The sequence below is a fragment of the Pseudomonas leptonychotis genome, from assembly GCF_004920405.1.
GTDB lineage: Bacteria > Pseudomonadota > Gammaproteobacteria > Pseudomonadales > Pseudomonadaceae > Aquipseudomonas > Aquipseudomonas leptonychotis.
The window spans coordinates 1,261,117-1,284,133 of record NZ_RFLV01000001.1; the positions used below are offsets into that span (position 1 = coordinate 1,261,117).

Annotated in this window: 22 protein-coding genes and 1 pseudogene; 11 read left to right on the forward strand and 12 right to left on the reverse strand. The window is 60.7% G+C overall.

Going from position 1 to position 23,017, the window contains the following annotated elements; all coding sequences use genetic code 11:
- Positions 1-3 precede the first annotated feature (3 nt).
- Both D8779_RS05690 and ilvD read left to right on the forward strand, forming a co-directional pair.
- A complete protein-coding gene (locus tag D8779_RS05690) occupies positions 4-861 on the forward strand; it encodes an ABC transporter permease (protein ID WP_136663475.1) in 858 nt (285 codons plus the stop codon).
- 269 nt (positions 862-1,130) lie between these two features.
- On the forward strand, positions 1,131-2,978 hold the full coding sequence (gene ilvD, locus D8779_RS05695; protein ID WP_136663476.1) for a dihydroxy-acid dehydratase: 1,848 nt from the start codon (positions 1,131-1,133) through the stop codon (positions 2,976-2,978).
- A gap of 69 nt (positions 2,979-3,047) precedes the next feature.
- Here ilvD and D8779_RS05700 read toward each other — a convergent pair whose 3' ends face one another.
- From D8779_RS05700 to D8779_RS05710, 3 genes are all read right to left on the reverse strand, one after another.
- Positions 3,048-3,695 (reverse strand): YitT family protein, encoded by a 648-nt coding sequence (locus D8779_RS05700; protein ID WP_136663477.1) that lies wholly within the window; start codon positions 3,693-3,695, stop codon positions 3,048-3,050.
- Between the two features lie 165 nt (positions 3,696-3,860).
- The gene (locus tag D8779_RS05705) at positions 3,861-4,373 is read right to left on the reverse strand and encodes a dihydrofolate reductase (RefSeq protein ID WP_205895782.1); all 513 of its coding nucleotides are present in this window, start codon (positions 4,371-4,373) and stop codon (positions 3,861-3,863) included.
- A 58-nt stretch (positions 4,374-4,431) separates the two neighbouring features.
- Positions 4,432-5,607, reverse strand: coding sequence for a GGDEF domain-containing protein (locus D8779_RS05710; RefSeq protein WP_136663479.1), 1,176 nt, complete (start codon positions 5,605-5,607; stop codon positions 4,432-4,434).
- 171 nt (positions 5,608-5,778) lie between these two features.
- Between D8779_RS05710 and D8779_RS05715 the strand changes: the two genes are divergently transcribed.
- The gene (locus tag D8779_RS05715; RefSeq protein ID WP_240789685.1) at positions 5,779-7,173 is read left to right on the forward strand and encodes a DUF2868 domain-containing protein; all 1,395 of its coding nucleotides are present in this window, start codon (positions 5,779-5,781) and stop codon (positions 7,171-7,173) included.
- Positions 7,166-8,542, forward strand: coding sequence for a DUF3482 domain-containing protein (locus D8779_RS05720; RefSeq protein ID WP_136663481.1), 1,377 nt, complete (start codon positions 7,166-7,168; stop codon positions 8,540-8,542). The genes D8779_RS05715 and D8779_RS05720 overlap by 8 nt, the downstream gene beginning before the upstream one ends.
- A gap of 23 nt (positions 8,543-8,565) precedes the next feature.
- Here the strand turns inward: D8779_RS05720 and D8779_RS05725 are convergent, their stop codons facing one another.
- Genes D8779_RS05725 through D8779_RS05740 form a run of 4 tightly spaced genes read right to left on the reverse strand, consistent with a single transcriptional unit; the run spans position 8,566 to position 12,081 of the window.
- The gene (locus D8779_RS05725) at positions 8,566-9,633 is read right to left on the reverse strand and encodes a transporter substrate-binding domain-containing protein (RefSeq protein WP_136663482.1); all 1,068 of its coding nucleotides are present in this window, start codon (positions 9,631-9,633) and stop codon (positions 8,566-8,568) included.
- Positions 9,634-9,693: 60 nt separating this feature from the next.
- Positions 9,694-10,488: a thymidylate synthase gene (locus D8779_RS05730; protein ID WP_136663483.1), complete on the reverse strand. Its 795-nt coding sequence runs from the start codon at positions 10,486-10,488 to the stop codon at positions 9,694-9,696.
- Entirely contained in the window at positions 10,485-11,288 is an 804-nt protein-coding gene (gene lgt / locus D8779_RS05735) for a prolipoprotein diacylglyceryl transferase (protein WP_136663484.1), read from the reverse strand. The genes D8779_RS05730 and lgt overlap by 4 nt, the downstream gene beginning before the upstream one ends.
- Before the next feature lie 10 nt (positions 11,289-11,298).
- Entirely contained in the window at positions 11,299-12,081 is a 783-nt protein-coding gene (locus tag D8779_RS05740) for a sulfite exporter TauE/SafE family protein (RefSeq protein WP_136663485.1), read from the reverse strand.
- Positions 12,082-12,202: 121 nt separating this feature from the next.
- On the opposite strand from D8779_RS05740, the gene D8779_RS05745 reads away from it, so the two are divergent.
- Complete coding sequence (locus tag D8779_RS05745) at positions 12,203-12,571, forward strand: hypothetical protein (protein ID WP_136663486.1); 369 nt, start codon at positions 12,203-12,205, stop codon at positions 12,569-12,571.
- Between the two features lie 3 nt (positions 12,572-12,574).
- Positions 12,575-13,321, forward strand: a complete 747-nt coding sequence (locus D8779_RS05750) for an NRDE family protein (protein WP_136663487.1) — start codon at positions 12,575-12,577, stop codon at positions 13,319-13,321.
- A 6-nt stretch (positions 13,322-13,327) separates the two neighbouring features.
- On the opposite strand, the gene D8779_RS05755 is transcribed toward D8779_RS05750, so the two are convergent.
- The 3 genes from D8779_RS05755 to D8779_RS05765 are packed head-to-tail and all read right to left on the reverse strand — an operon-like array spanning position 13,328 to position 16,985.
- Positions 13,328-14,194, reverse strand: a complete 867-nt coding sequence (locus D8779_RS05755; RefSeq protein WP_136663488.1) for a DUF6929 family protein — start codon at positions 14,192-14,194, stop codon at positions 13,328-13,330.
- A gap of 13 nt (positions 14,195-14,207) precedes the next feature.
- Entirely contained in the window at positions 14,208-16,487 is a 2,280-nt protein-coding gene (gene ptsP, locus D8779_RS05760; RefSeq protein ID WP_136663489.1) for a phosphoenolpyruvate--protein phosphotransferase, read from the reverse strand.
- Between the two features lie 18 nt (positions 16,488-16,505).
- Positions 16,506-16,985: an RNA pyrophosphohydrolase gene (locus D8779_RS05765; RefSeq protein WP_108487934.1), complete on the reverse strand. Its 480-nt coding sequence runs from the start codon at positions 16,983-16,985 to the stop codon at positions 16,506-16,508.
- A 142-nt stretch (positions 16,986-17,127) separates the two neighbouring features.
- Between D8779_RS05765 and D8779_RS05770 the strand changes: the two genes are divergently transcribed.
- The 5 genes from D8779_RS05770 to rfbD all read left to right on the forward strand — a co-directional run bounded on the left by D8779_RS05770 (position 17,128) and on the right by rfbD (position 21,234).
- A complete protein-coding gene (locus D8779_RS05770; RefSeq protein ID WP_136663490.1) occupies positions 17,128-17,781 on the forward strand; it encodes a histidinol-phosphatase in 654 nt (217 codons plus the stop codon).
- Between the two features lie 100 nt (positions 17,782-17,881).
- A complete protein-coding gene (gene rfbB / locus D8779_RS05775; protein ID WP_136663491.1) occupies positions 17,882-18,934 on the forward strand; it encodes a dTDP-glucose 4,6-dehydratase in 1,053 nt (350 codons plus the stop codon).
- Between the two features lie 10 nt (positions 18,935-18,944).
- Entirely contained in the window at positions 18,945-19,811 is an 867-nt protein-coding gene (gene rfbA / locus D8779_RS05780; RefSeq protein WP_136663492.1) for a glucose-1-phosphate thymidylyltransferase RfbA, read from the forward strand.
- A gap of 2 nt (positions 19,812-19,813) precedes the next feature.
- Positions 19,814-20,359, forward strand: coding sequence for a dTDP-4-dehydrorhamnose 3,5-epimerase (gene rfbC / locus D8779_RS05785; protein WP_136663493.1), 546 nt, complete (start codon positions 19,814-19,816; stop codon positions 20,357-20,359).
- Positions 20,356-21,234 (forward strand): dTDP-4-dehydrorhamnose reductase, encoded by an 879-nt coding sequence (rfbD, locus tag D8779_RS05790; RefSeq protein ID WP_136663494.1) that lies wholly within the window; start codon positions 20,356-20,358, stop codon positions 21,232-21,234. The genes rfbC and rfbD overlap by 4 nt, the downstream gene beginning before the upstream one ends.
- On the opposite strand, the gene D8779_RS21035 is transcribed toward rfbD, so the two are convergent.
- The gene (locus tag D8779_RS21035; protein WP_405121189.1) at positions 21,231-22,094 is read right to left on the reverse strand and encodes a methyl-accepting chemotaxis protein; all 864 of its coding nucleotides are present in this window, start codon (positions 22,092-22,094) and stop codon (positions 21,231-21,233) included. The two genes, rfbD and D8779_RS21035, sit on opposite strands and share 4 nt — an antisense overlap.
- Positions 22,095-22,958 (reverse strand): annotated as a pseudogene (locus tag D8779_RS21040) (MCP four helix bundle domain-containing protein); the annotation flags it as partial.
- Between the last annotated feature and the right edge of the window lie 59 nt (positions 22,959-23,017).

Genomic DNA, 23,017 nt, shown 5'->3' on the forward strand with positions numbered 1-23,017 from the left:
GATATGTCCAAGATTCCCGCCTACTATGGCTTCTGGCACCACCTGGGTAGCTGGCTGTTAAAAACCAGCTCCTGGCTGGTGCTGCTGTTTTTGATCATGCCGATCCTGGTGATCATCCCGCTGTCGTTCAACGTCGAGCCGTTCTTCAGCTTTACCGAAGGCATGCTCACCTTTCAGCCCGAGGCTTATTCGCTGCGCTGGTATACCGCCATCTTCACCGACGACAAGTGGCTGCTGGCGATAAAAAATAGCTTCTTGATCGGCTTTTTCGCCACCCTGCTGGCCACCGTACTCGGTACCTGCGCAGCTGTTGGTTTGGCCCGCGACGATATGCCGGCAAGGCGACTGATCACCGCACTGTTGCTGTCACCGATGATCGTGCCGCTGATCATCACCGCCGCCGGCATGTTCTTCTTCTATTCCGACCTCGGCTTAGCTGGCAATTACCTCGGCGTGATCATTGCTCACGCGGCCCTTGGCACCCCCTTCGTCATCATCACAGTGACCGCCACCCTCACCGGTTTCGATTACAGCCTGGCCCGCGCCGCGCTGAACCTGGGTGCCACGCCATTGCGGGTGTTCTTTGACATCATCATGCCGCTGATCCGTCCGGGGGTGATTTCTGGGGCACTGTTCGCCTTTATCACCTCGTTCGACGAGGTGGTGGTGATTCTGTTTATGGCCGGCCCACAGCAACGCACCATCCCGCGGCAGATGTTCTCGGGCCTGCGCGAGCAGATCAGTCCGAGCATTCTGGCCATCGCCACCCTGCTGATTCTGATGTCGATTGCGCTGCTGATCACCATCGAGCTGCTGCGCCGACGCGCCACCCGCATGCGCGGCATCGAAACGATCGAATAAATCGACGTGCGTGAATAAGCAGCCGGCGGCTTTCGCCACAAGCCGCCGGGGATTAGAATCGCCACTCTCCTGCCACATCTAGGCAGACTTGTAGCCCGGCCACGCTGGCGCCCACCCTGCGTCAGCAGCACCCCACAGCCCAGTAAATGCACACTTGCATTTGCCTTCGGCCTGATCCCGGCTCACCATACGTACCAACAGCCCGTTGCCCGCACAGCGCCAGTGCCTGTGAACGCGTGACCTGATTAGCCTTTGCAGGATTTATCGCCATGCCTGATTACCGCTCGAAGACCTCCACCCACGGCCGTAACATGGCCGGCGCCCGTGCCCTGTGGCGTGCCACCGGGATGAAGGATGAAGACTTCAAGAAGCCGATCATCGCCATCGCCAACTCCTTCACCCAGTTCGTGCCCGGTCACGTGCACCTGAAAGACATGGGCCAGCTGGTCGCCCGCGAGATCGAAAAGCACGGCGGCGTGGCGAAAGAATTCAACACTATTGCGGTCGATGACGGCATCGCCATGGGCCACGACGGCATGCTCTATTCGCTGCCGAGCCGCGAGATCATCGCCGACTCCGTGGAGTACATGGTTAACGCCCACTGTGCCGACGCCATCGTCTGCATCAGTAACTGCGACAAGATCACCCCCGGTATGCTGCTGGCCTCCTTGCGCCTGAACATCCCGGTGATCTTCGTCTCCGGCGGGCCGATGGAAGCCGGTAAAACCAAGCTGGCCAGCCACGGCCTCGATTTGGTCGACGCCATGGTGATTGCTGCCGATGACAGCGCCAGCGATGAGACGGTAGCCGAATACGAGCGCAGCGCCTGCCCGACTTGCGGCAGCTGCTCCGGCATGTTCACCGCTAACTCGATGAACTGCCTGATGGAAGCCCTCGGCCTGGCCTTGCCCGGCAATGGTTCGACCCTGGCCACCCACAGCGACCGCGAGCAGCTGTTCCTGCAAGCCGGGCGCACTGCCGTCGAGCTGTGCAAACGCTACTACGGCGACAACGATGACTCGGTACTGCCGCGCAATATCGCCAACTTCAAGGCGTTCGAAAACGCCATGACCTTGGACATCGCCATGGGCGGTTCGACCAATACCATCCTGCATCTGCTGGCCGCCGCCCAGGAAGGCGAAATCGATTTCGACCTACGCGACATCGACCGCCTGTCGCGCAAAGTGCCGCAATTGTGCAAAGTCGCACCGAACATCCAGAAGTACCACATGGAAGACGTGCACCGCGCCGGCGGTATCTTCAGCATTCTCGGTTCGCTGGCCCGTGGCGGCCTGCTGCACACCGACCTGCCGACTGTGCACAGCAAATCCATGGCCGAAGCCATCGCCAAGTGGGACATCACCCAGACCGACGATGAAGCCGTGCACACCTTCTTCCGCGCAGGCCCGGCCGGCATCCCAACTCAAACCGCGTTCAGCCAAAGCACGCGCTGGGACACAGTCGACGACGACCGCGAAAACGGTTGTATCCGCAGTGTCGAGCACGCTTATTCGCAAGAAGGCGGCTTGGCCGTGCTCTACGGCAACATCGCCCTCGACGGCTGCGTGGTGAAAACCGCCGGCGTTGACGAGTCGATCCACGTCTTCGAAGGCAACGCGAAAATATTCGAAAGCCAGGACAGCGCCGTGCGCGGCATCCTCGCCGACGAAGTGAAGGAAGGTGACATCGTCATCATCCGTTACGAAGGCCCGAAAGGCGGCCCGGGCATGCAGGAAATGCTCTACCCGACTTCGTACCTGAAATCCAAAGGCCTGGGCAAAGCCTGCGCCCTGCTTACCGACGGCCGCTTCTCCGGCGGTACCTCAGGCCTGTCCATCGGTCACGCTTCGCCAGAAGCCGCTGCTGGCGGCGCCATCGGCTTGGTTAAAGATGGCGACAAGGTGCTGATCGACATTCCTAACCGCACCATCAACCTGCTGGTCAGCGATGAAGAAATCGCCCATCGCCGTCACGAGCAGGACAAAAAGGGTTGGAAGCCGGTTGAAGTGCGTCCACGTAAAGTGACCACCGCACTCAAGGCCTACGCCCTGCTCGCCACCAGCGCCGACAAAGGCGCGGTACGCGACAAGGCCATGCTGGACAAACTGATGCCGTAACACGCATCAGTACACACGAAAGCCCGGCACTGAGTGCCGGGCTTTTTTGCTTTCAGGAGTCGACGGCCGTTAACTCACGCCCATATAGCGCCCAGCGCGGTGATTGATTGCCAGCACCATATTCAGCGCCAGCGCGCCGAGAATCGACAACGCCACTTTATCCAGCGGCACGACCAGTACCGCGCCCAGCACGATCAGCACATCGATACCCATCTGCACCTTGCCCGCGCGCAGGCCGAAACGTTCCTGCAGGTACAGCGCGAGAATGTTCACCCCGCCTAGGCTGGCGCGGTGACGAAACAGCATCAGCAAGCCCAAGCCCATGGCAAAACCACCAAACAGCGCGGCATAGACCACGTTCAGGTGGGTAAAGCCAATCCAGTGCGGGGTCAGCTCCGCCAATAAAGAAACCATGCCCACCGCGCAAAACGTGCGCAGGGTAAACGGCCAACCCATGCGCCAAATGGCCAGCACATAGAACGGCAGGTTAATCAGAAAGAACACCAGGCCGAACGGCCAGCCAAGCAAGTACTTCATTAAAAAAGCCAAACCAACGGTGCCACCGGTCAACAACCCCGCCTGGCTGTAGAGGGTAATTCCCAAGGCCACCATGGCAGTTCCCAGCACCAGGGCCAGGCCGTCTTCCCAAAGAGGGTGACGAATAAAGATCGCGGCAATACGGTCCGGCTCGGCCTGATCGGCATCAGCGTCATGCATGGGAAACACCTGTAGAGGGCAAGCGGCAATAAACAGCGTAGCGGCCAGCAAGACAACGCCGGGACGCTTTTAACGCGACGCAGCAACGACCTGCTGGGTGGTACGCCATACCGACGTTCACCCTGGCGCAGATCAATGCAGCACAGAAAATTCAACCCGGACGGGCTATTTGCGATCCCACACTTCGAACACATAGCCGGGAGTTTCAAGGCTTTCCGGATGTTCAATGGCGGAAGACTGATGCCACTCGGCTTCGGCAAACGCGGGGAAATGAGCGTCACCCTGAGGGCTGATAGCGACGCGCGTCAGGTACAGACGCTGGGCCTGAGCCAGACCCAGCGCGTACAGCTGGGCACCGCCAATCAGCATCAACTCCTCGGCATCTTCTTCACGGGCCCAGGCTTCAGCACGCTCAAGGGCGGCCTCCAGACTGGTGAACACTTCAGCACCCTCCAACTGCAGATCCGGCTGGCGGCTGACCACCAGATTAAGCCGGCCCGGCAAAGGGCGACCGAGGGAGTCCCAGGTCTTGCGACCCATGATGATCGGCTTACCCAACGTCAGCGCCTTGAAGTGCTTGAGATCCGCCGGCAGGTGCCAAGGCAGTTGGTTATTGCGACCAATCACGCGATTTTCCGCGAGGGCGGCGATGATGCAGAGGGGGAGTGAAGTTTTCATAGGCGCGAGAATACCGTCTGCGCATGAATCATTGAAGCCGTCCTTGCGTTCAGTTGAGCTAGCTCGCTTGTTTCTTGGCCACTACGCGGTTACGCCCTTGCTCCTTAGCCAGGTAGAGCGCGACATCTGCCAAACGCAAGGCATCCTCCAGACTCTGGTGGGTCTGCGGAGTCACATAGGCCATGCCGAGACTGAGGGTGACGACGTTAGCCGCATCCGAGCCGACATGACTCAATGCCAGGGCCTCGATACCGGCTCGGATATTTTCCATAATCGTCAGCAGCTGCTCCTCCGTCAGGCCATACCAAATCCCGACAAACTCCTCACCGCCATAACGCGCGGCGCAGTCGAGCGGCCGTCGGGCATGCTCACCAATTACCCGAGAGACCTGGCGCAAGGCCTCGTCACCCGCGGCATGGCCGTAGTGGTCGTTGTAGCGCTTGAAGAAATCGACATCCATCATCACCACGCCCAGCGCCTGCTTTTCACGCTGCGCTTGCCGCCAGCTGAGTTCTGCACGTTCGGTAAAGGCGCGGCGGTTGAGCAGCCCGGTGAGGAAATCCTTCTCGGCCAGGTCCTGCAGCAAGCCATGGGCCAGGAAGTTCTGCCGGGTGGCGTATTCCAGTGAGTAGCAGCCTACCGAGCCGATGATATTGGCCAGGGTCAAAAACAACACATTGCTCAGCAGCAGCTCACCCGCCAAGCCCACGCTCAACTCTACCGCCAGGTACGCCAGCAACGTTAACCAGCCGCACAATACTGCGGTGGTAAAACGCAGCCCGGTCAGAAAATAGAAGAACACCGTGACCAGAATGATGCCCTCATAAGGTAGGGCAAAGCTGTGATAACGGGCCAAGCCGATAATGCCCGCCACTGCGAGCCCGGAGAGCAACGCCACGAGGCCACCCACCCACTGCAAGTGATCGCGCAGACTCCGTTGATAGGTCGCCACCCAGGCCAACAACAGCAGCGGCTGAATAACCCCCAGGCGCAGGGTCAGCACCTGACCTCGCAAGGGGTCTGGCATATTGATCGCATCCAGCAGCACAAACAGCATCGCCAGCAGGGTAGCCACCAACAATGCCCAGCGCATGCGACGCAGGAACACATTGGCGTGATAACGCTTGAACGTCTGCTCCAGCTCATCATCAAAACGAAGACCACGAAAGCCCTGCTGATGCTGACGCAGGTACGGTGAATCCTGATTGACCCACTCCAGATGCGGTAATTTCACGATGGCACTCGCTTTTATTGTTAAGCGTTCAGAGGCTGCTGGTCGAGGCACACGGCCGCCCGTCACCACCAGCCTAGCTGGACTGGCGACAGGAGTACACGCGCTCGCAGCTGTGCCATGTGCCAGCCGCTGCGGTTATGCTCTGGTTTCCACTCGTCTATGGAACATCGCGTGAGCCCACTCGACCAACCGACGCCCAACCGCCTGCATCGCCTCTGGCTCAGTGAAACCATCCGCCTGCGCGAGGAGCATGCCGGACCGCTGGAAGACAGTGAGATCAATCGCCGCGTTCAGCTACAAGGCGACGCACTCGGCGAGCGCATCCAGACCCGCGCCTGGTTGCTGGGTGAGCGCGACGGCCAGGTGCAGGCGCTGCAGCATTGGCTGCATGGCGCACGTCTGGCCGCACTGCTGCTGCTACTGCTCTGCATCCTCAGCGGCAGCGGCCTGGCCGTCGCAGCCTTGGGCGACGGCCAGCGTCCGGTCAATGTGTTCTGGGCCTTAGGTAGCCTTCTCGGGCTGAACCTAATCCTGCTCGTGGGCTGGACGCTGGGCTTGCTGCTGAGCCGCGACAGCGCAGGTGCACTCGGCCATCTGTGGTTATGGCTGAGCGCCAAGCTCGCTCGCGATGTCCAAGCGGCGCAGCTGGCTCCAGCCTTACTGCTGATGTTGCAACGCCAGCGCCTTAGTCGCTGGGGGCTGGGCATACTCGTGCACGGCTTTTGGTTGCTGACCCTGCTCACCGCACTACTGACCCTACTCGCCTTGCTGGCTACCCGCCGTTACGGTTTTGTCTGGGAAAGCACATTGCTCGGCGGCGACAGCTTTATCGCCCTCACTCAAGCCCTCGGCAGCCTGCCAGCGTTACTCGGCTTCAGCCTGCCGGATGCCGAGCTGATTCGCGCCAGCGGCGACAGCGCACTGGCCAACGAAACCGCGCGATTAAGCTGGGCCGGCTGGCTGGTGGGGGTGCTGGTGGTCTACGGCCTGTTGCCGCGCTTGGCCTTACTGCTTTTCTGCCTGTGGCGCTGGCAACGAGGCTGCATTGCACTGAGCCTGGACCTCAGCCTGCCCGGCTACAGCCTGCTGCGCGAACGCCTGCAACCGAGCAGCGAACGCTTGGGCATCAGCGATGCAGCTCCCCCGCAGCTTTATCAGCCGCATGCTGGCAACCAGTTGGCTCAGAGCCAGGGCGCCGTGATTCTGGCCATCGAATTGGACCCACAGCGCAACTGGCCACCGACACTGCCCAAAGGTATCAGCGACGCCGGGGTGATCGACAGCCGTGAACAACGTAATCAGCTGCTCGATCAGTTGAGCCGTTTCCCGCCAGCCCGCCTGTTGATTGCCTGCGACCCTCGCCGTTCGCCGGATCGCGGCAGCCTGGCGTTACTCGGCGAACTGTCCCGTACGGCCAGCGCCACCCGTATCTGGCTGCTGCAACCACCTGCAGGCGAAGCCCTCGACAGTGAACGACTCAGCGATTGGCACCAGGCGCTGGAGCAATTGCAGCTCAGCTATAGCGACAGTGCGCCATTCAGCTGGCTGGAGCATGGCCATGACTAAACCGTTAAAACTGGCCGTGGTCGGCCACACCAATGTCGGCAAGACCTCATTGCTGCGCACCCTGACCCGCGATGTCGGCTTCGGTGAAGTGTCGCATCGCCCCAGCACCACCCGCCATGTTGAAGGCGCGCGCCTCTCGGTCAACGGCGAAGCGCTGCTAGAGCTGTACGACACCCCCGGCCTGGAAGACGCCATCGCCCTGCTCGACTATCTGGAGCGCCTGGATCGCCCCGGCGAACGCCTGGACGGCCCGGCACGGCTAGAGCGCTTCCTCGACAGCAGCGAAGCACGCCAGCGTTTCGAGCAGGAAGCCAAGGTGCTGCGTCAGTTGCTCGCCTCCGCCGCCGGCCTGTATGTGATCGACGCACGCGAGCCGGTGCTGGCCAAATACCGCGATGAACTGGCCGTGCTGAGCATGTGCGGCCGGCCACTGCTGCCGGTGCTGAACTTCGTCAGCGGCAGCCAGCACCGCGAACAGGAGTGGCGCGACACCCTGGCCCGCCTCGGTCTGCATGCGCTGGTGTGCTTCGACAGCGTGGCGCCGCCGCTGGATGGTGAGCGCCGCCTGTACGACAGCCTCGCCTTGCTGCTGGAAAAAGCCCGCCCGCAACTGCAACGGCTGATTGATGATCACCAGACACAGCGCCAGCTACGCCGCAGCAGCGGCGCACGACTGATCGCCGAACTGCTGCTGGACTGCGCCGCCTGCCGCCGCAGCGTGGCCGCCCAGAGCGAGCTTGAGCAAGGCGCGATCCGTGATTTGCACCAGGCCATCCGCCAGCGCGAGCAACGCTGCGTGGAAGCCCTGCTGCGCCTGTATGCCTTCCGCCAAGACGATGCGCACGCCACAGACCTCCCCTTACTCGACGGCCGCTGGGGCGACGACCTGTTCAACCCGGAAACCCTCAAGCAGCTCGGCCTCAACCTGGGCGGCGGGATGGCGGCGGGTGCGGCTACGGGCCTAGGCGTCGATCTGCTGGTGGGCGGCATTACCCTCGGTGCAGCCGCCGCACTCGGCGCGCTGATCGGTGGCAGCGCACAAACCATACGTACTTACGGCTCGCGCCTAAAAGACAAACTCAAAGGTCAACGCGAACTGACGGTGGATGACGCCGTGCTACGCCTGCTGACCTTGCGTCAACAGTTGCTGTTGCAAGCGCTGGAGGCTCGTGGCCACGCGGCTGTCGCAGCCATCAAGATGAGCCTTCCGAACGACCCTAGCTGGCGCGAAGGCAGCCTACCGGACGCCCTGCGCAAAGCCCGCGCCCACCCTGAATGGTCATCACTCAACCCCGGCGCAGCGCTGGAAGACAGCGAGCGCCAGGAGCAGATCAACGCATTAGCGGCCAGCCTGCTGATACTGGGCTAGTTCGCTGAGGCGCTAGACACAATTTACGGCACGCCCAAGTACAGCTGTTGCAGCTTGCGCCAATCCGAACCACTGATGGCACGCAGCAGCTCCAGATTGATGCGCTCGCGATAAGGGCTGCCGTCTGCCAGGGCAAAAGCATAAGACTGGTTCTCGAAGGTGCCGGGCAGCAGCCGCAGGCCGCCCTTATTCATCTCACCATTGCGGTACTGCATGATTGGCTGGTCATACACCACCGCCTCGGCATCACCGTTTTGCACAGCGAGCATGGCCTCCAGCAAGTTGGGATAATCCGTGTGACGGATGCGTTGGCTGGACAGATAACGCGCACTGTCGGTTTTGTCGATGGTCGCGACATGGGCCCGGCGCAAATCCTCAGCGCCCTGAATGCCACCTTGCAGATTGCCCACGGTAAGGGCGCTGGCTACAGCCGCGGTAAAGGTCGACACCATGATCAAACCGGCAAACATCCACACCAACCCGACCAGTCGGCCGCCCAGCGTGACCGGGGCTTTGTCGCCATAACCGACCGTGGTCATGGTTACAGCGGCCCACCAAAAGCTGGAGCCGAGCCCTTGCACCGGCGTGCCGCCAAACTGCTCCTTGTTGCCACGCCGCTCAAACAACCAGAGCGCCGCGCCCACCAGTAACAGCAACACCGCTAACCCCAGCACCAGGCTGAGGAACTGCCAGGACAGCAAACCCTTGAGCACTGTCCAGCCGCCCCCTTCACTGGCCAGTGGCACGCCAATGGCCAAACCCGTGCGATAGAACGGATGAGTAAAGTCAACACGGTCTTCGCGCTCAGCAGTCATGGTCAGCGCGCCGACCACCACATCAAGCTGGCCGTCTTCCAGACTCGGCAACAGACGCTCGAACGGCATGGGCAGCAACTCGAACTGATAACCCGCTTCTTTAGCGACGGTGTTCCATAGGTCGATGCTAATGCCGCGCCAGCTGCCATCCGGCTCTTTAATCACAAATGGCGGCACCTCGGTGATGCCCACTCGCAGTACCGGCTCACTCGGTTGTGCAGCGCTTACATTCAGCCCAAGCAGCGCCAGCCACAGGACAATCAGAACTCTCAGCATGTGTTTCTCCCCCGTATAACCAAGCTTCAGGGTAACAAACACAGGCCAATAGTCCCGCAATCACACCGCGACGGGTGCGCTGATATGCGGATGGGCCTGATAACCGACTAGCTCGAAGTCCTCGAACTTGAAGGCCAACAAGTCTTTCACTTCGGGGTTTATCTTCATGGTGGGCAGCGGCAACGGTTCGCGGCTCAGCTGCAAATCGGTCTGTTCGATGTGATTGGCGTACAGGTGACAATCGCCACCGGTCCAGACGAAATCGCCCGGCTGAAGGCCGCAAACCTGGGCGACCATCAACGTCAGCAACGCATAGCTGGCGATATTGAATGGCACGCCGAGGAAGATATCCGCCGAACGCTGATACAGCTGGCAGCTGAGCTTGCCGTCAGCCACATAGAACTGGAACAGCGCGTGGCACGGCGGCAGGGCCATCTGCTCGACCAGCGCGGGGTTCCAGGCGGAGACGATCAGTCGGCGTGAGTCCGGGTTCGTCTTGATCATCTCGATCAGCTTGCTGATCTGGTCGATCGATTCGCCATTCGGCGCGGGCCAGCTGCGCCATTGGTAGCCGTACACCGGGCCGAGGTCGCCGTTTTCGTCGGCCCATTCGTCCCAGATGCGTACGCCGTTATCCTTCAGGTACTTGATGTTAGTGTCGCCCTGAAGGAACCACAGCAACTCGTGAATGATGGATTTGAGGTGACACTTCTTGGTGGTCACCAGCGGGAAGCCATCTGCCAGGTTGAAGCGCATCTGGTGAGCGAAAATGCTGTAGGTGCCGGTGCCGGTGCGGTCACTCTTGAAGGTGCCGGTGTCGCGTACCAGGCGCATCAGGTCGAGGTACTGCTTCATTGCACAGCCTCCTGCGCCGCCTGACGTTTGTAGGCGTAAGCGATCAAGCCCAGGCCGCCGAGCACCATCGGCACGCAGAGCACCTGGCCCATGGTCAGCCAACCGCCTGCCAAGTAACCCAGCTGGGCATCCGGCACGCGGACGAATTCGACAATAAAGCGGAAGATCCCGTAGCACACCGCAAACATTCCAGACACCGCCATGGTCGGCCGCGGTTTGCGCGAATAGAACCAGAGGATGGTGAACAGGGCCACGCCCTCCAGGGCGAACTGATACAGCTGCGAGGGATGGCGCGCCAGTTGCTGCGGGTCAGTGGGGAAGATCATCGCCCACGGCACATCAGTGGCCTTACCCCACAGTTCGGCGTTGATAAAGTTACCAATGCGCCCCGCGCCCAGACCAATCGGCACCAGTGGCGCGATAAAGTCCATCAGCTCAAAAAAGCTCTTATTGTTGCGCTTGCCGAACCACCAGGTGGCCAACATCACGCCGATCAGGCCGCCGTGGAACGACATGCCACCTTCCCAGATACGCAGCATGCGCACCGGCTCGGCGATATAGGCCGCCAAGTCGTAGAACAGCACGTAACCGAGACGCCCCCCAAGAATCACCCCCATCGCCACCCAGAACACCAGGTCGGAGAGTTTTTCCTTGTTCCAGGTTGGCGCGAAGGCATTGACGCGGCGCGAGGCCAACCACCAGGCGCCGCCAATACCGATCAGGTACATCAGGCCGTACCAATGGATTTTCAGCGGGCCAAGGGCCAGGGCAACCGGGTCGATCTGCGGGTAAGGCAGCATCAAAAACTCCTTAAACGAGGAAACTCAGGCCCACGCTGAATAACAGCAGGGCAAATAAACGCTTGAGCAGACGCGGCGACAACCTGTGCGCCAGACGCGCGCCTACTCGGGCAAAAAACATGCTGGGGATGGCAATCCCGACCAGCGCCGGAAGGTAGACAAACCCTAAGCTCCACTGCGGCAGCTCAGGTTTATGCCAACCCAACCAGATAAAACTCAGGGCACTGGCCAGCGCAATCGGCAGACCGCAGGCCGAGGAAGTGGCCACCGCTTTCTGCATCGGTACGCTGCGCCAGGTCAGAAACGGCACAGTCAGCGAGCCGCCGCCAATCCCGAAAATCGCCGAAGCCCAGCCAACCACACCCCCGGCCAGTGCCAACGCAGGCTTGCCTGGGACCGTGCGACTGGCTTTGGGTTTCAGTTCCAGGGCCATTTGCACGGCGATGATGATGGCAAACACGCCGATGATCTTCTGCAGCATAGGCCCCTGAATCGCTGCGGCGGTCATAGCGCCCAGGCCCGCGCCGAGCAGAATCCCCAGGGTCATCCAGGCAAATACCGGCCACAGCACCGCGCCTTTACGCTGATGTTCGAGCACCGAATTGATTGAGGTGAAAATAATGGTCGCCAGCGAAGTGCCGACCGCCAAGTGGGTCAGTACCGCCTGATCAAAGCCTTGCGCGGCAAAACTCAATACCAGTACCGGCACGATAATAATGCCGCCACCCACGCCAAATAACCCGGCAAGCGTTCCGGCTGCAGCCCCTAAGACTAAATACAGCAGCAGTTCCATCAGCACCCCCGCAAACAATCCGGCATGGTAACGGATGCACGGGGCATGACTCTACTTTGGGCGATGGATGTCCGCCCTGGCTTTGCGTAAAGTGCTCCCATCGCTTGTGGAATAGACCAACATGCGCCCGACCCTGTACCTGAAACTGAGCTGTAACCAGATGCACCTGACGCATCTGCAAAGTGACCGCGTGCTGCACCTGCAGGCTGACCCGGCGTTCAGCAACCAACGCCTGCTAGTGGCCGACTTTGCGGCCGCGCAGCAATTGTTGCAACGCGGCGTCGATGAAATTCTGCCCAAACGTTTTCTGCGATTTAGCAGACCACCGCAACTGCTGATTCAACCGCTGGAGCGCCTGGAAGGCGGCCTGTCACAGGTCGAAGAGCGCATCCTGCTGGAGCTCGGCCTGGGTTGCGGAGCACGTAAGGTGCGCTTGTATATGGGAGCAGAACTGGACAGCGCCGGTGTACTGGCAAAATTAAGGGGTTAACCCATGTGCCTGATCGTTCTGGCCTGGCGACCGGGCCATGCCCAGCCGCTGCTGCTGGCAGCCAATCGAGATGAATTCTACGAACGCCCAAGCCAGCCACTGGCGGAATGGCCTGATATGCCGGGCGTGCTCGCTGGGCGCGACCTGCAGGCCGCCGGCACCTGGCTAGGCGTCGGACCTGGCGGGCGATTTGCCGCGCTGACCAATATTCGCGACCCCGGCCAGGCTCAAGGCGGCCGTTCGCGGGGCGAACTGCCGGTGGCCTTTCTCACCGGCAACCATAGCGTCGAAGACTTTCTGCATGACCTGCACGAGCGGCGCCGGCACTACAGCGGCTTTAACCTGCTGCTAGGAGACAGCCAGCAACTCTGGCACTTCAACTCCCTGACCGGACGCGCCAGGCCCCTGGCGGAAGGCCTGCACGGCCTGTCGAATGCCGACCTGGATACGCCCTGGCCCAAGCTGCAGCGGGCCAAACAAGCGCTGCACAACGGACTGCATGAGCCGCATCCACAGATGCTATTCAAGCTGCTCGCCGACCCCACACGCGCAGCGGACGCTGAGCTGCCGCAAACCGGCATCGGCCTGACCGGCGAACGCCTGCTCTCCAGCGTGTTTATTGCCAGCGTCACCTATGGCACCCGCGCCAGCACCGCCTTAATCGTCAATGCCGACGGCAGCCGCGTGCTGGCCGAGCGCACGTTCGGCAGCAATGGCAACTGTTTGGGAGAGGTTGTTCTGCACTGTTGATGCCGCTCAGTTACTGCGGGCGGGTTCGCTCAATCCATCCAGGGTAAACAGTGGCGAGGCAACGGCCGGATCGTCGGCATCGGCGACCAGCAACGGGCGGCCGTCCGCCTGGAAGGCCAACCCTTCGATCTTCACCGCCGGCCTCAGCAAGGTCAGCTCGACAATAGCCAAGTGCTCATCCAAACACCCAAGCACACTGCCGACACAGGCACCGTCCAGATAACTCGACTCAGTGGCCTCTGCGGTCGCACTGAAATACAGCGCGCCACTGGGCGCCACGCTGAGGTCGGTCAGGCTCAGCGGCACACCGTCTAACTCCGGCAGCTGCAGCGGCACAATCTGTAGCAAGGCGGCGCTCAATTGCCCATTCTCAAGATCGCGCAGCACCCGGGATAAATCGAGCAGCACCACGGCATTTTCCCGACCACGGCCATTGCCACGCTGCGCCAGCAGCAACTGCCCGCGGCAAACCACGCCACCTTCGATATTCAGCTCTTGAAAGTGCCCGGCGAGCGCCTGATACAGGGGACTCAGGTCGATAACGCGCACGCTGTCAGCCTCAACCAGGCAACCACGACAACGCCGCTCAGTCGAGCCCGAACCCAGCGCCAACAGGCGATCGTCGGGTAAGGACAAGAGTGCCTCGAAGTCAGGCTTAAGGGGTTTGCGCTGCTTTGCATCGACGGGCAACGTGCCGGGCAGCAGGATCTGCTCGGCCTGCCAGTCGCCACTCAGGCTGTAGCGCTGCAAAACCAGGGCATCGTCTGCCAATAACCAGAGGCTCTGCCCCTGACACACCAAGGCGCTGGCTGCTGACAGGCGCAGACTGGCCAGTTGGCGCAGCGCCAGGACGTTATCCGCAAGGTTTAGCACGCGGCGCGCGTACTCACGCCTGGATATCTGACGCCGGGTTGATCATGCGGCCCAAGCCGAGATTGCGCAGGGCCAGCTGCAGGGTGCTGTGGATCACCTGCGGGCTGTCAATGGTCATGATCTGCGCCAGCAAGTCCTTGGCCTTGCCCAGGCTGATCTGACGCAGCAACCACTTAACCTTGGGCAGGTTGGTGGCGTTCATCGACAGGCCATCGAAGCCCATCGCCATCAACAGCACCGCCGCCGCCGGATCACCGGCCATCTCACCGCAGATACTCACCGGCTTGCCTTCAGCATGGGCACCCGCCACCACAATTTGCAGTGCTTGCAGCACCGCAGGGTGGAGGAAGTCATAGAGATCAGCGACGCGCGGGTTGTTGCGGTCGACCGCCAACAGGTACTGCGTCAGGTCGTTTGAGCCAACCGAGAGAAAATCGACCTGGCGGGCCAGCTCGCGCACCTGATAGACCGCTGCGGGAATCTCGATCATGACTCCAACCGGCGGCAGCGGTACATCGGTGCCTTCATCGCGCACTTCACCCCAGGCGCGGTGGATCAGGTGCAGCGCCTCTTCCAGCTCTTGAATACCGGAAATCATCGGCAGCAGGATGCGCAGGTTATTCAAGCCTTCGCTGGCCTTGAGCATGGCACGGGTCTGCACCAGGAAGATTTCCGGGTGATCGAGGGTCACGCGGATGCCGCGCCAGCCGAGGAAAGGGTTGTCTTCCTTGATCGGGAAATAGCTCAGCGCCTTGTCACCGCCGATATCCAGGCTGCGCATGGTCACCGGCAATGGATGAAAGGCCGCCAGCTGCTCGCGGTAGATCGCCAGCTGTTCCTTCTCGCTGGGGAAGCGCTCCTTGATCATAAAGGGCACTTCGGTACGGTACAGGCCAACGCCTTCGGCTCCGCGCTCCTGAGCACGCTTCACATCGGCAAGCAGACCGGTGTTGACCCACAACGGCATACGGTGGCCATCGAGCGTCTCACAGGGCAAGGCGCGTAGTGCATCGAGGCCCTGGGCCAACTGGCGTTCTTCTTCGACCACTTCCGCGTATTGCTTGCGCAACAGCTCGCTGGGGTTGGTGAACACCTCGCCGTGGTAGCCGTCGACGATCAACTGGATGCCGTCGATCTTCGAGTACGGCAGGTCGACCACACCCATTACCGTGGGAATACCCATGGCGCGGGCAAAAATCGCCACGTGCGAGTTGCCCGAACCCTGTACCGAGATCAAACCTACTAGCTTGCCTTCTGGCACTTCGCCGAGCATCGCCGGCGACAGCTCTTCGCTCACCAGGATGCAGTTATCCGGGTACACCAGGGTCTGCTGCCGCGCCTGTTGCAAATAGGCGAGCAGGCGACGGCCGAGGTCTTTGACGTCGCTGGCGCGCTCACGCAGGTAGGCGTCGTCCATCAGCTCAAATCGATTGATATGTTCGCCGATCACCTGGCGCAGCGCGCCCTGAGCCCACTGACCGGTCTTGATGACCTTGACCACCTCGTTACCCAGCGCCGCGTCTTCGAGCATCATCAGGTAGACGTCAAACAGCGCACGCTCTTCTGGGCGCAACTGGGTGGCCATCTTCGCCGAAAGCGCGCGCATATCGCGGCGCACGCCCTCCAACGCGTTGTTGAACAGCGTCAGTTCGGCAGCAATGTCATCAACCGTTTTGTCTGGCACCACGTCCAAGTCAGCCGGCGGCAGCACCACCACGGCAGTGCCCACCGCGGCACCGGGCGAACCCGGCACCCCAATAAACTTGGCTTCCTGAATGCCTTTACCCTGACGGCCGAGCCCGCGAATAGAACCGGTGGCCTCGGCATGGGCGATTACCCCGGCGAGCTGTGCACTCATGGTCACCAGGAAAGCTTCTTCACCTTCGTCGAACTGGCGACGCTCTTTCTGCTGGATGACCAGTACACCCATCACTTTACGGTGGTGAATGATCGGCGAGCCGAGAAAGGAGGCATAACGCTCTTCGCCGGTTTCAGCAAAGTATCGGTAACGCGGGTGCTCAGATGCGTGTTCGAGGTTGAGCGGTTCTTCGCGGGTACCGACCAGGCCCACCAGGCCCTCGTTGGGCGCCATGCTGACTTTACCAATGGCCTTCTTGTTCAAGCCCTCGGTGGCCATCAGCACGAAACGATTGGATTCTGGGTCCAACAGGTAAACCGAGCAGACCTGGCTGCCCATGGCTTCGCGCACCCGCTGCACAATAATACCCAGCGCCGCGTTAAGGTCCTTGGCGGCGTTTACTTCCTGGACAATCTTGCGCAGCGTATTGAGCATGCTTGGCTCTAGCCTGTATCAGTCCCGCGCCAACAGGCGCGGGGCAAGTTCTTTTAAGGCGCGACGGTAAACCTCGCGCTTGAAGGTGACCACCTGGCCCAGCGGGTACCAGTAACTGACCCAGCGCCAGCCGTCGAACTCGGGTTTTCCGGTCAAATCCATGCGTACGCGATCCTCGGCGCCGGTTAAACGCAACAAGAACCACTTTTGCTTCTGGCCGATACACAGCGGCTGACTGTGCGTGCGCACCAGACGCTGTGGCAGACGATAACGCAACCAGCCTCGGGTGCAGGCGAGAATTTTTACATCCTGCTGTTCCAGCCCCACTTCTTCGTTCAATTCGCGGTACAGCGCTTCTTCCGGCGACTCATGGTCATTGATCCCGCCTTGCGGGAACTGCCAAGCGTCCTGGTTTATCCGACGCGCCCACAGCACCTGGCCGACATCATTGGTCAGAATGATGCCGACATTAGGGCGAAAACCATCAGGATCGATCACGGCGCACAACCTCGTAAACGCATGTTCCGGCATTGTTCCACAAAGGCCGCGGCAGCAGCAACGCGAGCGGTGTGCGTAATAGGAATGGCCCATAAAAGCCGTTATTCTCAGCGCCCTCACCCCTTGCGATGATAGGTGCCCCGTGCGTTTGGCTTTATTTGATCTCGATAACACCCTGCTCGGCGGCGACAGCGACCATGCCTGGGGCGATTACCTCTGTGAGCGCGGCATCCTCGACGGCATTGCCTATAAAGCGCGCAATGACGCGTTTTATCAGGATTACCTGGCCGGACGCCTGAATATCACCGACTACCTGAATTTCAGCCTGGAAATTCTTGGCCGCACGGAGATGGCTCAGCTGGAACAGTGGCACGGCGAGTTTATGCGTGACTGCGTCGAGCCGATCATTCTGGCCAAAGGCGAGGCGCTGCTGGCTGAACACCGTGAAGCTGGCGACAAACTGTTGATCATCACCGCCACCAACCGCTTCGTCACTGCGCCCATCGCCGCACGCTTGGGCGTCGACACCCTGCTGGCCACCGAGTGCGAGATGCAAGATGGCCGTTACACCGGACGCACCACTGACGTGCCATGCTTCAAAGAAGGCAAAGTCACCCGCCTGAATCGCTGGCTCGGCGAAACCGGTATGAGCCTGACTGACAGCAGTTTCTACAGCGATTCGATGAATGACCTGCCGCTGCTGGAACAGGTAACCCGCCCATTCGCCGTCGACCCCGACCCGACGCTGCGCGCCGAAGCTGAAAAGCGCGGCTGGCCGGTGATCTCCCTGCGCTAAGCCGCCGGGCGATCACACACAGGCTTGCCCAGCCCGGCGCGGCTTGTAACACTGCCCAGCAATGTTCATCGACCACCTGACCGAAAGAAGGTGAAGGCCCTTGCGTATCCTTATTACCGGTGGTGCCGGCTTTATCGGTTCGGCGTTGATTCGTCACCTGCTGAATCACACCGAACACCAGGTACTCAACCTCGACAAACTGACCTATGCCGGCAACCTTGAGTCGCTGGTCAGTGTTGCGGAGCATCCACGCTATAGTTTTCTGCAAGCAGACATTGCCGATAGCGTGGCGGTGGGCACGGCACTGAACGCCTTTCAGCCGGACGCAATCATGCATCTGGCTGCCGAATCCCATGTCGATCGCTCCATCGACGGCCCAGCAGCCTTTATCCAGACCAATATTGTCGGCACCTATGCACTGCTTGAAGCCACGCGCAGTTATTGGTCGCAACTGGATGCAGTGCGCCAGGCGGCGTTTCGCTTTCACCATATTTCGACAGATGAAGTGTATGGCGACCTCCATGGTGTGGATGACCTGTTCAGCGAAACCACGCCCTACGCGCCCAGCTCACCCTATTCGGCAAGTAAGGCTGCATCTGATCACTTGGTACGCGCCTGGCAACGCACCTACGGCCTGCCAGTACTGCTGACCAATTGCTCCAACAACTACGGCCCCTATCACTTCCCGGAAAAACTGATTCCGCTGGTGATCCTCAACGCCCTGGATGGTAAGCCGCTACCGGTATACGGCAACGGCCAGCAAGTGCGTGACTGGCTGTACGTGGAAGACCATGCCCGCGCGCTGTTAACGGTAGTAAGCGAAGGCAAGGTCGGCGAAACCTACAACATCGGCGGGCACAACGAGCAGAAGAACCTGCATGTTGTGGAAAGTATCTGCGCCCTATTGGACGAGCTGGCCCCACGCCAAAGCGGTTCCTATAAAGAGCAGATCAGCTTCGTCAGCGATCGCCCCGGCCATGACCTGCGTTATGCCATCGATGCCAGCAAGATAGAACGCGAACTGGGCTGGAAACCCACCGAGACCTTCGCCAGCGGCCTGCGTAAAACCGTACGCTGGTATTTGGACAACCTTGACTGGTGTCGCCGCGTGCAAGATGGCAGCTACCAGCGCGAACGCCTCGGCGCACTTTAAGGAGCGACCCATGAAAGGCATCATTCTCGCCGGTGGCTCCGGCAGCCGCCTGCACCCCATTACCCTGGGCGTTTCCAAGCAGCTGCTGCCGATCTACGACAAGCCGATGATTTACTACCCTATTTCGGTGCTGATGCTCGCCGGGGTGCGCGACATTCTGATCATCTCCACCCCGCAGGACTTACCAAACTTTCGCAAGATGCTCGGTGATGGCAGCCAGTTCGGCGTGCGCTTCGCGTACATCGAACAACCCTCGCCGGACGGATTGGCCCAGGCTTTTATTCTGGGCGAAGATTTTATCGGCACGGACTCGGTGTGCCTGATCCTCGGCGACAATATCTTCCACGGTCAGCACTTCACCGAGAAGCTCCTACGCGCCGCCGCCGAACCTTCGGGCGCCACGATTTTTGGCTATTGGGTTAATGATCCGCAACGCTTTGGTGTGGTCGAATTTGACGCCCAAGGCAAAGCCATTGCCATCGAAGAAAAGCCCACACAACCTAAATCCAACTACGCTGTGACCGGTCTGTACTTCTATGACAATGACGTGATCAAGATCGCCAAGGCGGTTAAACCCTCACCGCGCGGTGAGCTGGAAATTACCGACGTCAACAACGCCTACCTGCAACGTGGTGATTTGCGCGTCGAGCGCTTCGGCCGTGGCTTTGCCTGGCTCGATACAGGCACCCACGACAGCCTGCTGGATGCCTCGCAGTACGTGCAAACCATCGAGCATCGCCAGGGCCTGAAAGTCGCTTGCTTAGAAGAGATCGCCTATCAGCAGGGCTGGATTAATCGCCAGCAACTGCTGGAACAAGCCACGGTATTCGGCAAAACCGGCTACGGTCAGTACCTGTTCAAGCTGGCCGAGGAATGAGCATGCAGGCTGTTAGCACCGACCTACCCGGCGTGATGATTCTCGAACCCAAGGTGTTTGACGATCCACGTGGGTTCTTCTTTGAAAGTTTCAATGCCCGCCGTTTCGCCGAGACCACCGGCCTGCAGTGTGTATTTGTCCAGGACAACCATTCGCGCTCACAACGCGGTGTGTTGCGCGGCCTGCACTACCAAGTGCAGCAGACCCAAGGCAAGTTGATGCGAGTTATAACCGGCCAAGTCTATGACGTCGCCGTTGATCTACGCCGCAGCTCGCCTACCTTTGGCCGCTGGGTCGGCGTGCACTTGTCCGCCGAAAACAACCGCCAGCTGTGGGTGCCGGAGGGGTTCGCCCATGGCTTTGTGGTACTTAGCGAGTTCGCCGAGGTTCTCTATAAAACCACCGACTACTACACCCCTGAGCATGAGCGCTGCATCCGCTGGGATGACCCGACCCTGGCCATCGACTGGCCACTGGATGGCGCGCCGCAACTATCGGCCAAGGATCAGGCCGGACTCAGCTTCGCCGATGCACCAGTTTTCCCATGAAGATTCTCCTGCTCGGCCAGCACGGCCAAATCAGCCAGGAACTGCAGCGCGCCCTGCACGGCGCAGATGAACTGACGGTACTGGGCCGCGAACAGTTGGATTTGGCCCAGGCCGAGCTGATTCGCCAACATGTGCAACGCCTGCGCCCCGAGCTGATCATCAATGCCGCCGCGCATACGGCGGTCGATCAGGCCGAGAGCGAGCAGGAACTGGCCTTCGCGATCAACGCCACTGGCCCCGGCATCCTGGCTGAGGAGGCGGCCGCGCTGGGCGCTCCGCTGATCCACTACTCCACCGATTATGTGTTCGACGGCAGCCAGGCCGAGCCTTACCGCGAGAGCGATAGCACACACCCGCTGAGCGTTTACGGGCGCAGCAAACTGGCTGGGGAACAGGCGATTCAGGCGGCGGGGGGCATGCATCTGATTCTGCGCACCAGCTGGGTCTATTCGCAGCACGGCAAGAACTTCCTGCTGACCATGCAGCGCCTGCTGCAGGAGCGCGAAAGCCTTTCCGTGGTGGCCGACCAGATCGGCGCACCGACCTGGGCCGGCACTGTTGCGCAGACCACGGCGCAACTGATCGAGCAGTGGCGCACCGGCCATGGCGGCCCGTGGGGCGTGTATCACCTGACCGCACAGGGCGAAACCAGCTGGTTCGGTTTCGCCAGCGCGATTGCCGCGCACCTGCACAGCCAGGGTAAACCCGTGGCGACGCTGCACTCGATCCCCAGCAGCGCCTACCCAACCCCGGCGCAGCGCCCGCTTAATTCACGCCTGGATTGCAGCAGCCTGCAGCAGGACTGGCAGGTTCAACTGCCGACCTGGCAACAGGCGCTGGCCGAATGCTTAGCGACTAAACAACTGAGCCGCTAAGCCCTGAAGCGCTGAATCTGCTGCTGCAAGCCGCTGGCCAGCTGCGCCAGATCGCGACTGGCATGCGAACTCTGTTCGGCACCATTGACCACCTCACCAATGCTGTCGTTAAGGCTGCTGATGTTCTGGCTGATCTCGTTGGCCACAGCCGTCTGCTCCTCGGTGGCCGCTGAAATCTGCACGTTACCGTCGGCGATACCCTCGATGGCATGGACAATATGATTGAGCACCTCACCGGCTTCACGGGCATGGCTGACGCTGTTCTGCGCCTGCTCGCGCGATAGCTGCATGGCGCTGACCGCACTGCGCGCGCCGCCTTGCAGGGCATCGATCATGCCGCGTATCGACTCGGTGGCTTTCTGCGTATTGCTGGCCAAGCTGCGCACCTCATCGGCCACCACGGCAAAGCCGCGCCCGGCCTCACCGGCGCGCGCTGCTTCGATGGCGGCATTGAGCGCCAGCAGGTTGGTCTGCTCGGCAATGCTCTGGATCACCCCGAGCACCTTGCTGATCTCATCACTCTGATTGTGCAGGGTGTCGATCACCTCGCCGGCTTTTTCCACTGACACCGACAGACCCTGAATCGACTTGAGGTTGGACTGCACCAGCTCACTGCCCTGGCGCGCTTCTTTGTTCGCGTCCGCCGCATTACTCGCGGTGGACTGTGCATTGCGCGCCACCTCCTGCACCGCCACGCTCATCTGGTGCACGGCGGTGGCAACCATGCTGGTTTGGTCACCCTGAGCCGTAGCGGCCTGGCTGACCTGCACACTGATCGCACTCATCTCCTCGGAAGCCGCCGCGAGCTGGGTTGCAGTGTCCATCAGGTGACGAATCAGCGCCTGCTGGTGCTCCAGCATGGTATTGAAGGCGCGCGCCGTATCAGCCACCTCATCCCGACCGCTGGCATCAGCACGCAAGGTCAAATCAGAAGACTGCTGGACTTCGTTGATCAGGCTGCGCAGCCCTGCCAGCGGGCGAATAATCGAGAGGCTGATCAACAGCGCCGCGACCAACACCAACAGCATCGCGATACCGCCGATGACAATAAAGGTGTTGCTGATCGACTGATACTGCGCCGTGGTTTCAGCATTAAGCTGCTCGCCTTCGCTTAATTGCAGGCTGATCAACCCCTCCAATTCGCCGCCCAGCGGATCGAAGGTGTCGTACAAGGTTCGATTGAATGCCCCTGCCTCAGCAGCTCGCAACTGGCCACTGGCGAGCTGCCCCATGTATTGGTCAGCCAATTGCTGCACGCGCTGCAAATGCGATTTAGCGCGCTCGACCCGGCGGCTTTCATCGGCGGTCAGGCGCGTGGCAATGTACTCACCCCAGGCCTTGTCACCGCGGCTGCGGGCCTCACTGAAGGCCTTGCGTAGCGCGGGCTCATCGAATATCCCCGCACGATACTTGTGTAAGGCGTCGACCATCGCCACCGCATAAGCGTCGGACACCACTTTAAGCTGGCTGATCGGCCGCATGCGGTCGGTAAACAGCTCATCAAATTTTCCATTCAGCTTACTGGCGTTGGACAACGCCATGCCGATGACCACAATCAGCACCAGCAACGGTACCACTGCCAACAGCAGTAGCCGCGCCCTAACCGTCAATTGAGCCAGCATCGGAGTATCTCTAGGGACTAAGGCGCAGTCGTCCATGCAGGGCGCAAATAGGGCGGCACCATTACTCCAGGGCGATGCCGAACATTTTGAGTATTGACCCATATCGGCGAGCTTGCCCGCTTATTGCATAACCGCCACTCTCAACAAACGCCCATCACCGA

What these genes read in the sequence shown, in the direction of transcription:
- D8779_RS05690 (WP_136663475.1), top strand. Translation starts at nt 4, where the DNA reads ATGTCCAAGATTCCCGCCTACTATGGCTTCTGGCACCACCTGGGTAGC.
- ilvD (WP_136663476.1), top strand. Translation starts at nt 1,131, where the DNA reads ATGCCTGATTACCGCTCGAAGACCTCCACCCACGGCCGTAACATGGCC.
- D8779_RS05700 (WP_136663477.1), bottom strand. Translation starts at nt 3,695, where the DNA reads ATGCATGACGCTGATGCCGATCAGGCCGAGCCGGACCGTATTGCCGCG.
- D8779_RS05705 (WP_205895782.1), bottom strand. Translation starts at nt 4,373, where the DNA reads ATGAAAACTTCACTCCCCCTCTGCATCATCGCCGCCCTCGCGGAAAAT.
- D8779_RS05720 (WP_136663481.1), top strand. Translation starts at nt 7,166, where the DNA reads ATGACTAAACCGTTAAAACTGGCCGTGGTCGGCCACACCAATGTCGGC.
- D8779_RS05725 (WP_136663482.1), bottom strand. Translation starts at nt 9,633, where the DNA reads ATGCTGAGAGTTCTGATTGTCCTGTGGCTGGCGCTGCTTGGGCTGAAT.
- D8779_RS05730 (WP_136663483.1), bottom strand. Translation starts at nt 10,488, where the DNA reads ATGAAGCAGTACCTCGACCTGATGCGCCTGGTACGCGACACCGGCACC.
- lgt (WP_136663484.1), bottom strand. Translation starts at nt 11,288, where the DNA reads ATGCTGCCTTACCCGCAGATCGACCCGGTTGCCCTGGCCCTTGGCCCG.
- D8779_RS05740 (WP_136663485.1), bottom strand. Translation starts at nt 12,081, where the DNA reads ATGGAACTGCTGCTGTATTTAGTCTTAGGGGCTGCAGCCGGAACGCTT.
- D8779_RS05745 (WP_136663486.1), top strand. Translation starts at nt 12,203, where the DNA reads ATGCGCCCGACCCTGTACCTGAAACTGAGCTGTAACCAGATGCACCTG.
- D8779_RS05750 (WP_136663487.1), top strand. Translation starts at nt 12,575, where the DNA reads ATGTGCCTGATCGTTCTGGCCTGGCGACCGGGCCATGCCCAGCCGCTG.
- ptsP (WP_136663489.1), bottom strand. Translation starts at nt 16,487, where the DNA reads ATGCTCAATACGCTGCGCAAGATTGTCCAGGAAGTAAACGCCGCCAAG.
- rfbA (WP_136663492.1), top strand. Translation starts at nt 18,945, where the DNA reads ATGAAAGGCATCATTCTCGCCGGTGGCTCCGGCAGCCGCCTGCACCCC.
- rfbC (WP_136663493.1), top strand. Translation starts at nt 19,814, where the DNA reads ATGCAGGCTGTTAGCACCGACCTACCCGGCGTGATGATTCTCGAACCC.
- rfbD (WP_136663494.1), top strand. Translation starts at nt 20,356, where the DNA reads ATGAAGATTCTCCTGCTCGGCCAGCACGGCCAAATCAGCCAGGAACTG.
- D8779_RS21035 (WP_405121189.1), bottom strand. Translation starts at nt 22,094, where the DNA reads ATGCTGGAGCACCAGCAGGCGCTGATTCGTCACCTGATGGACACTGCA.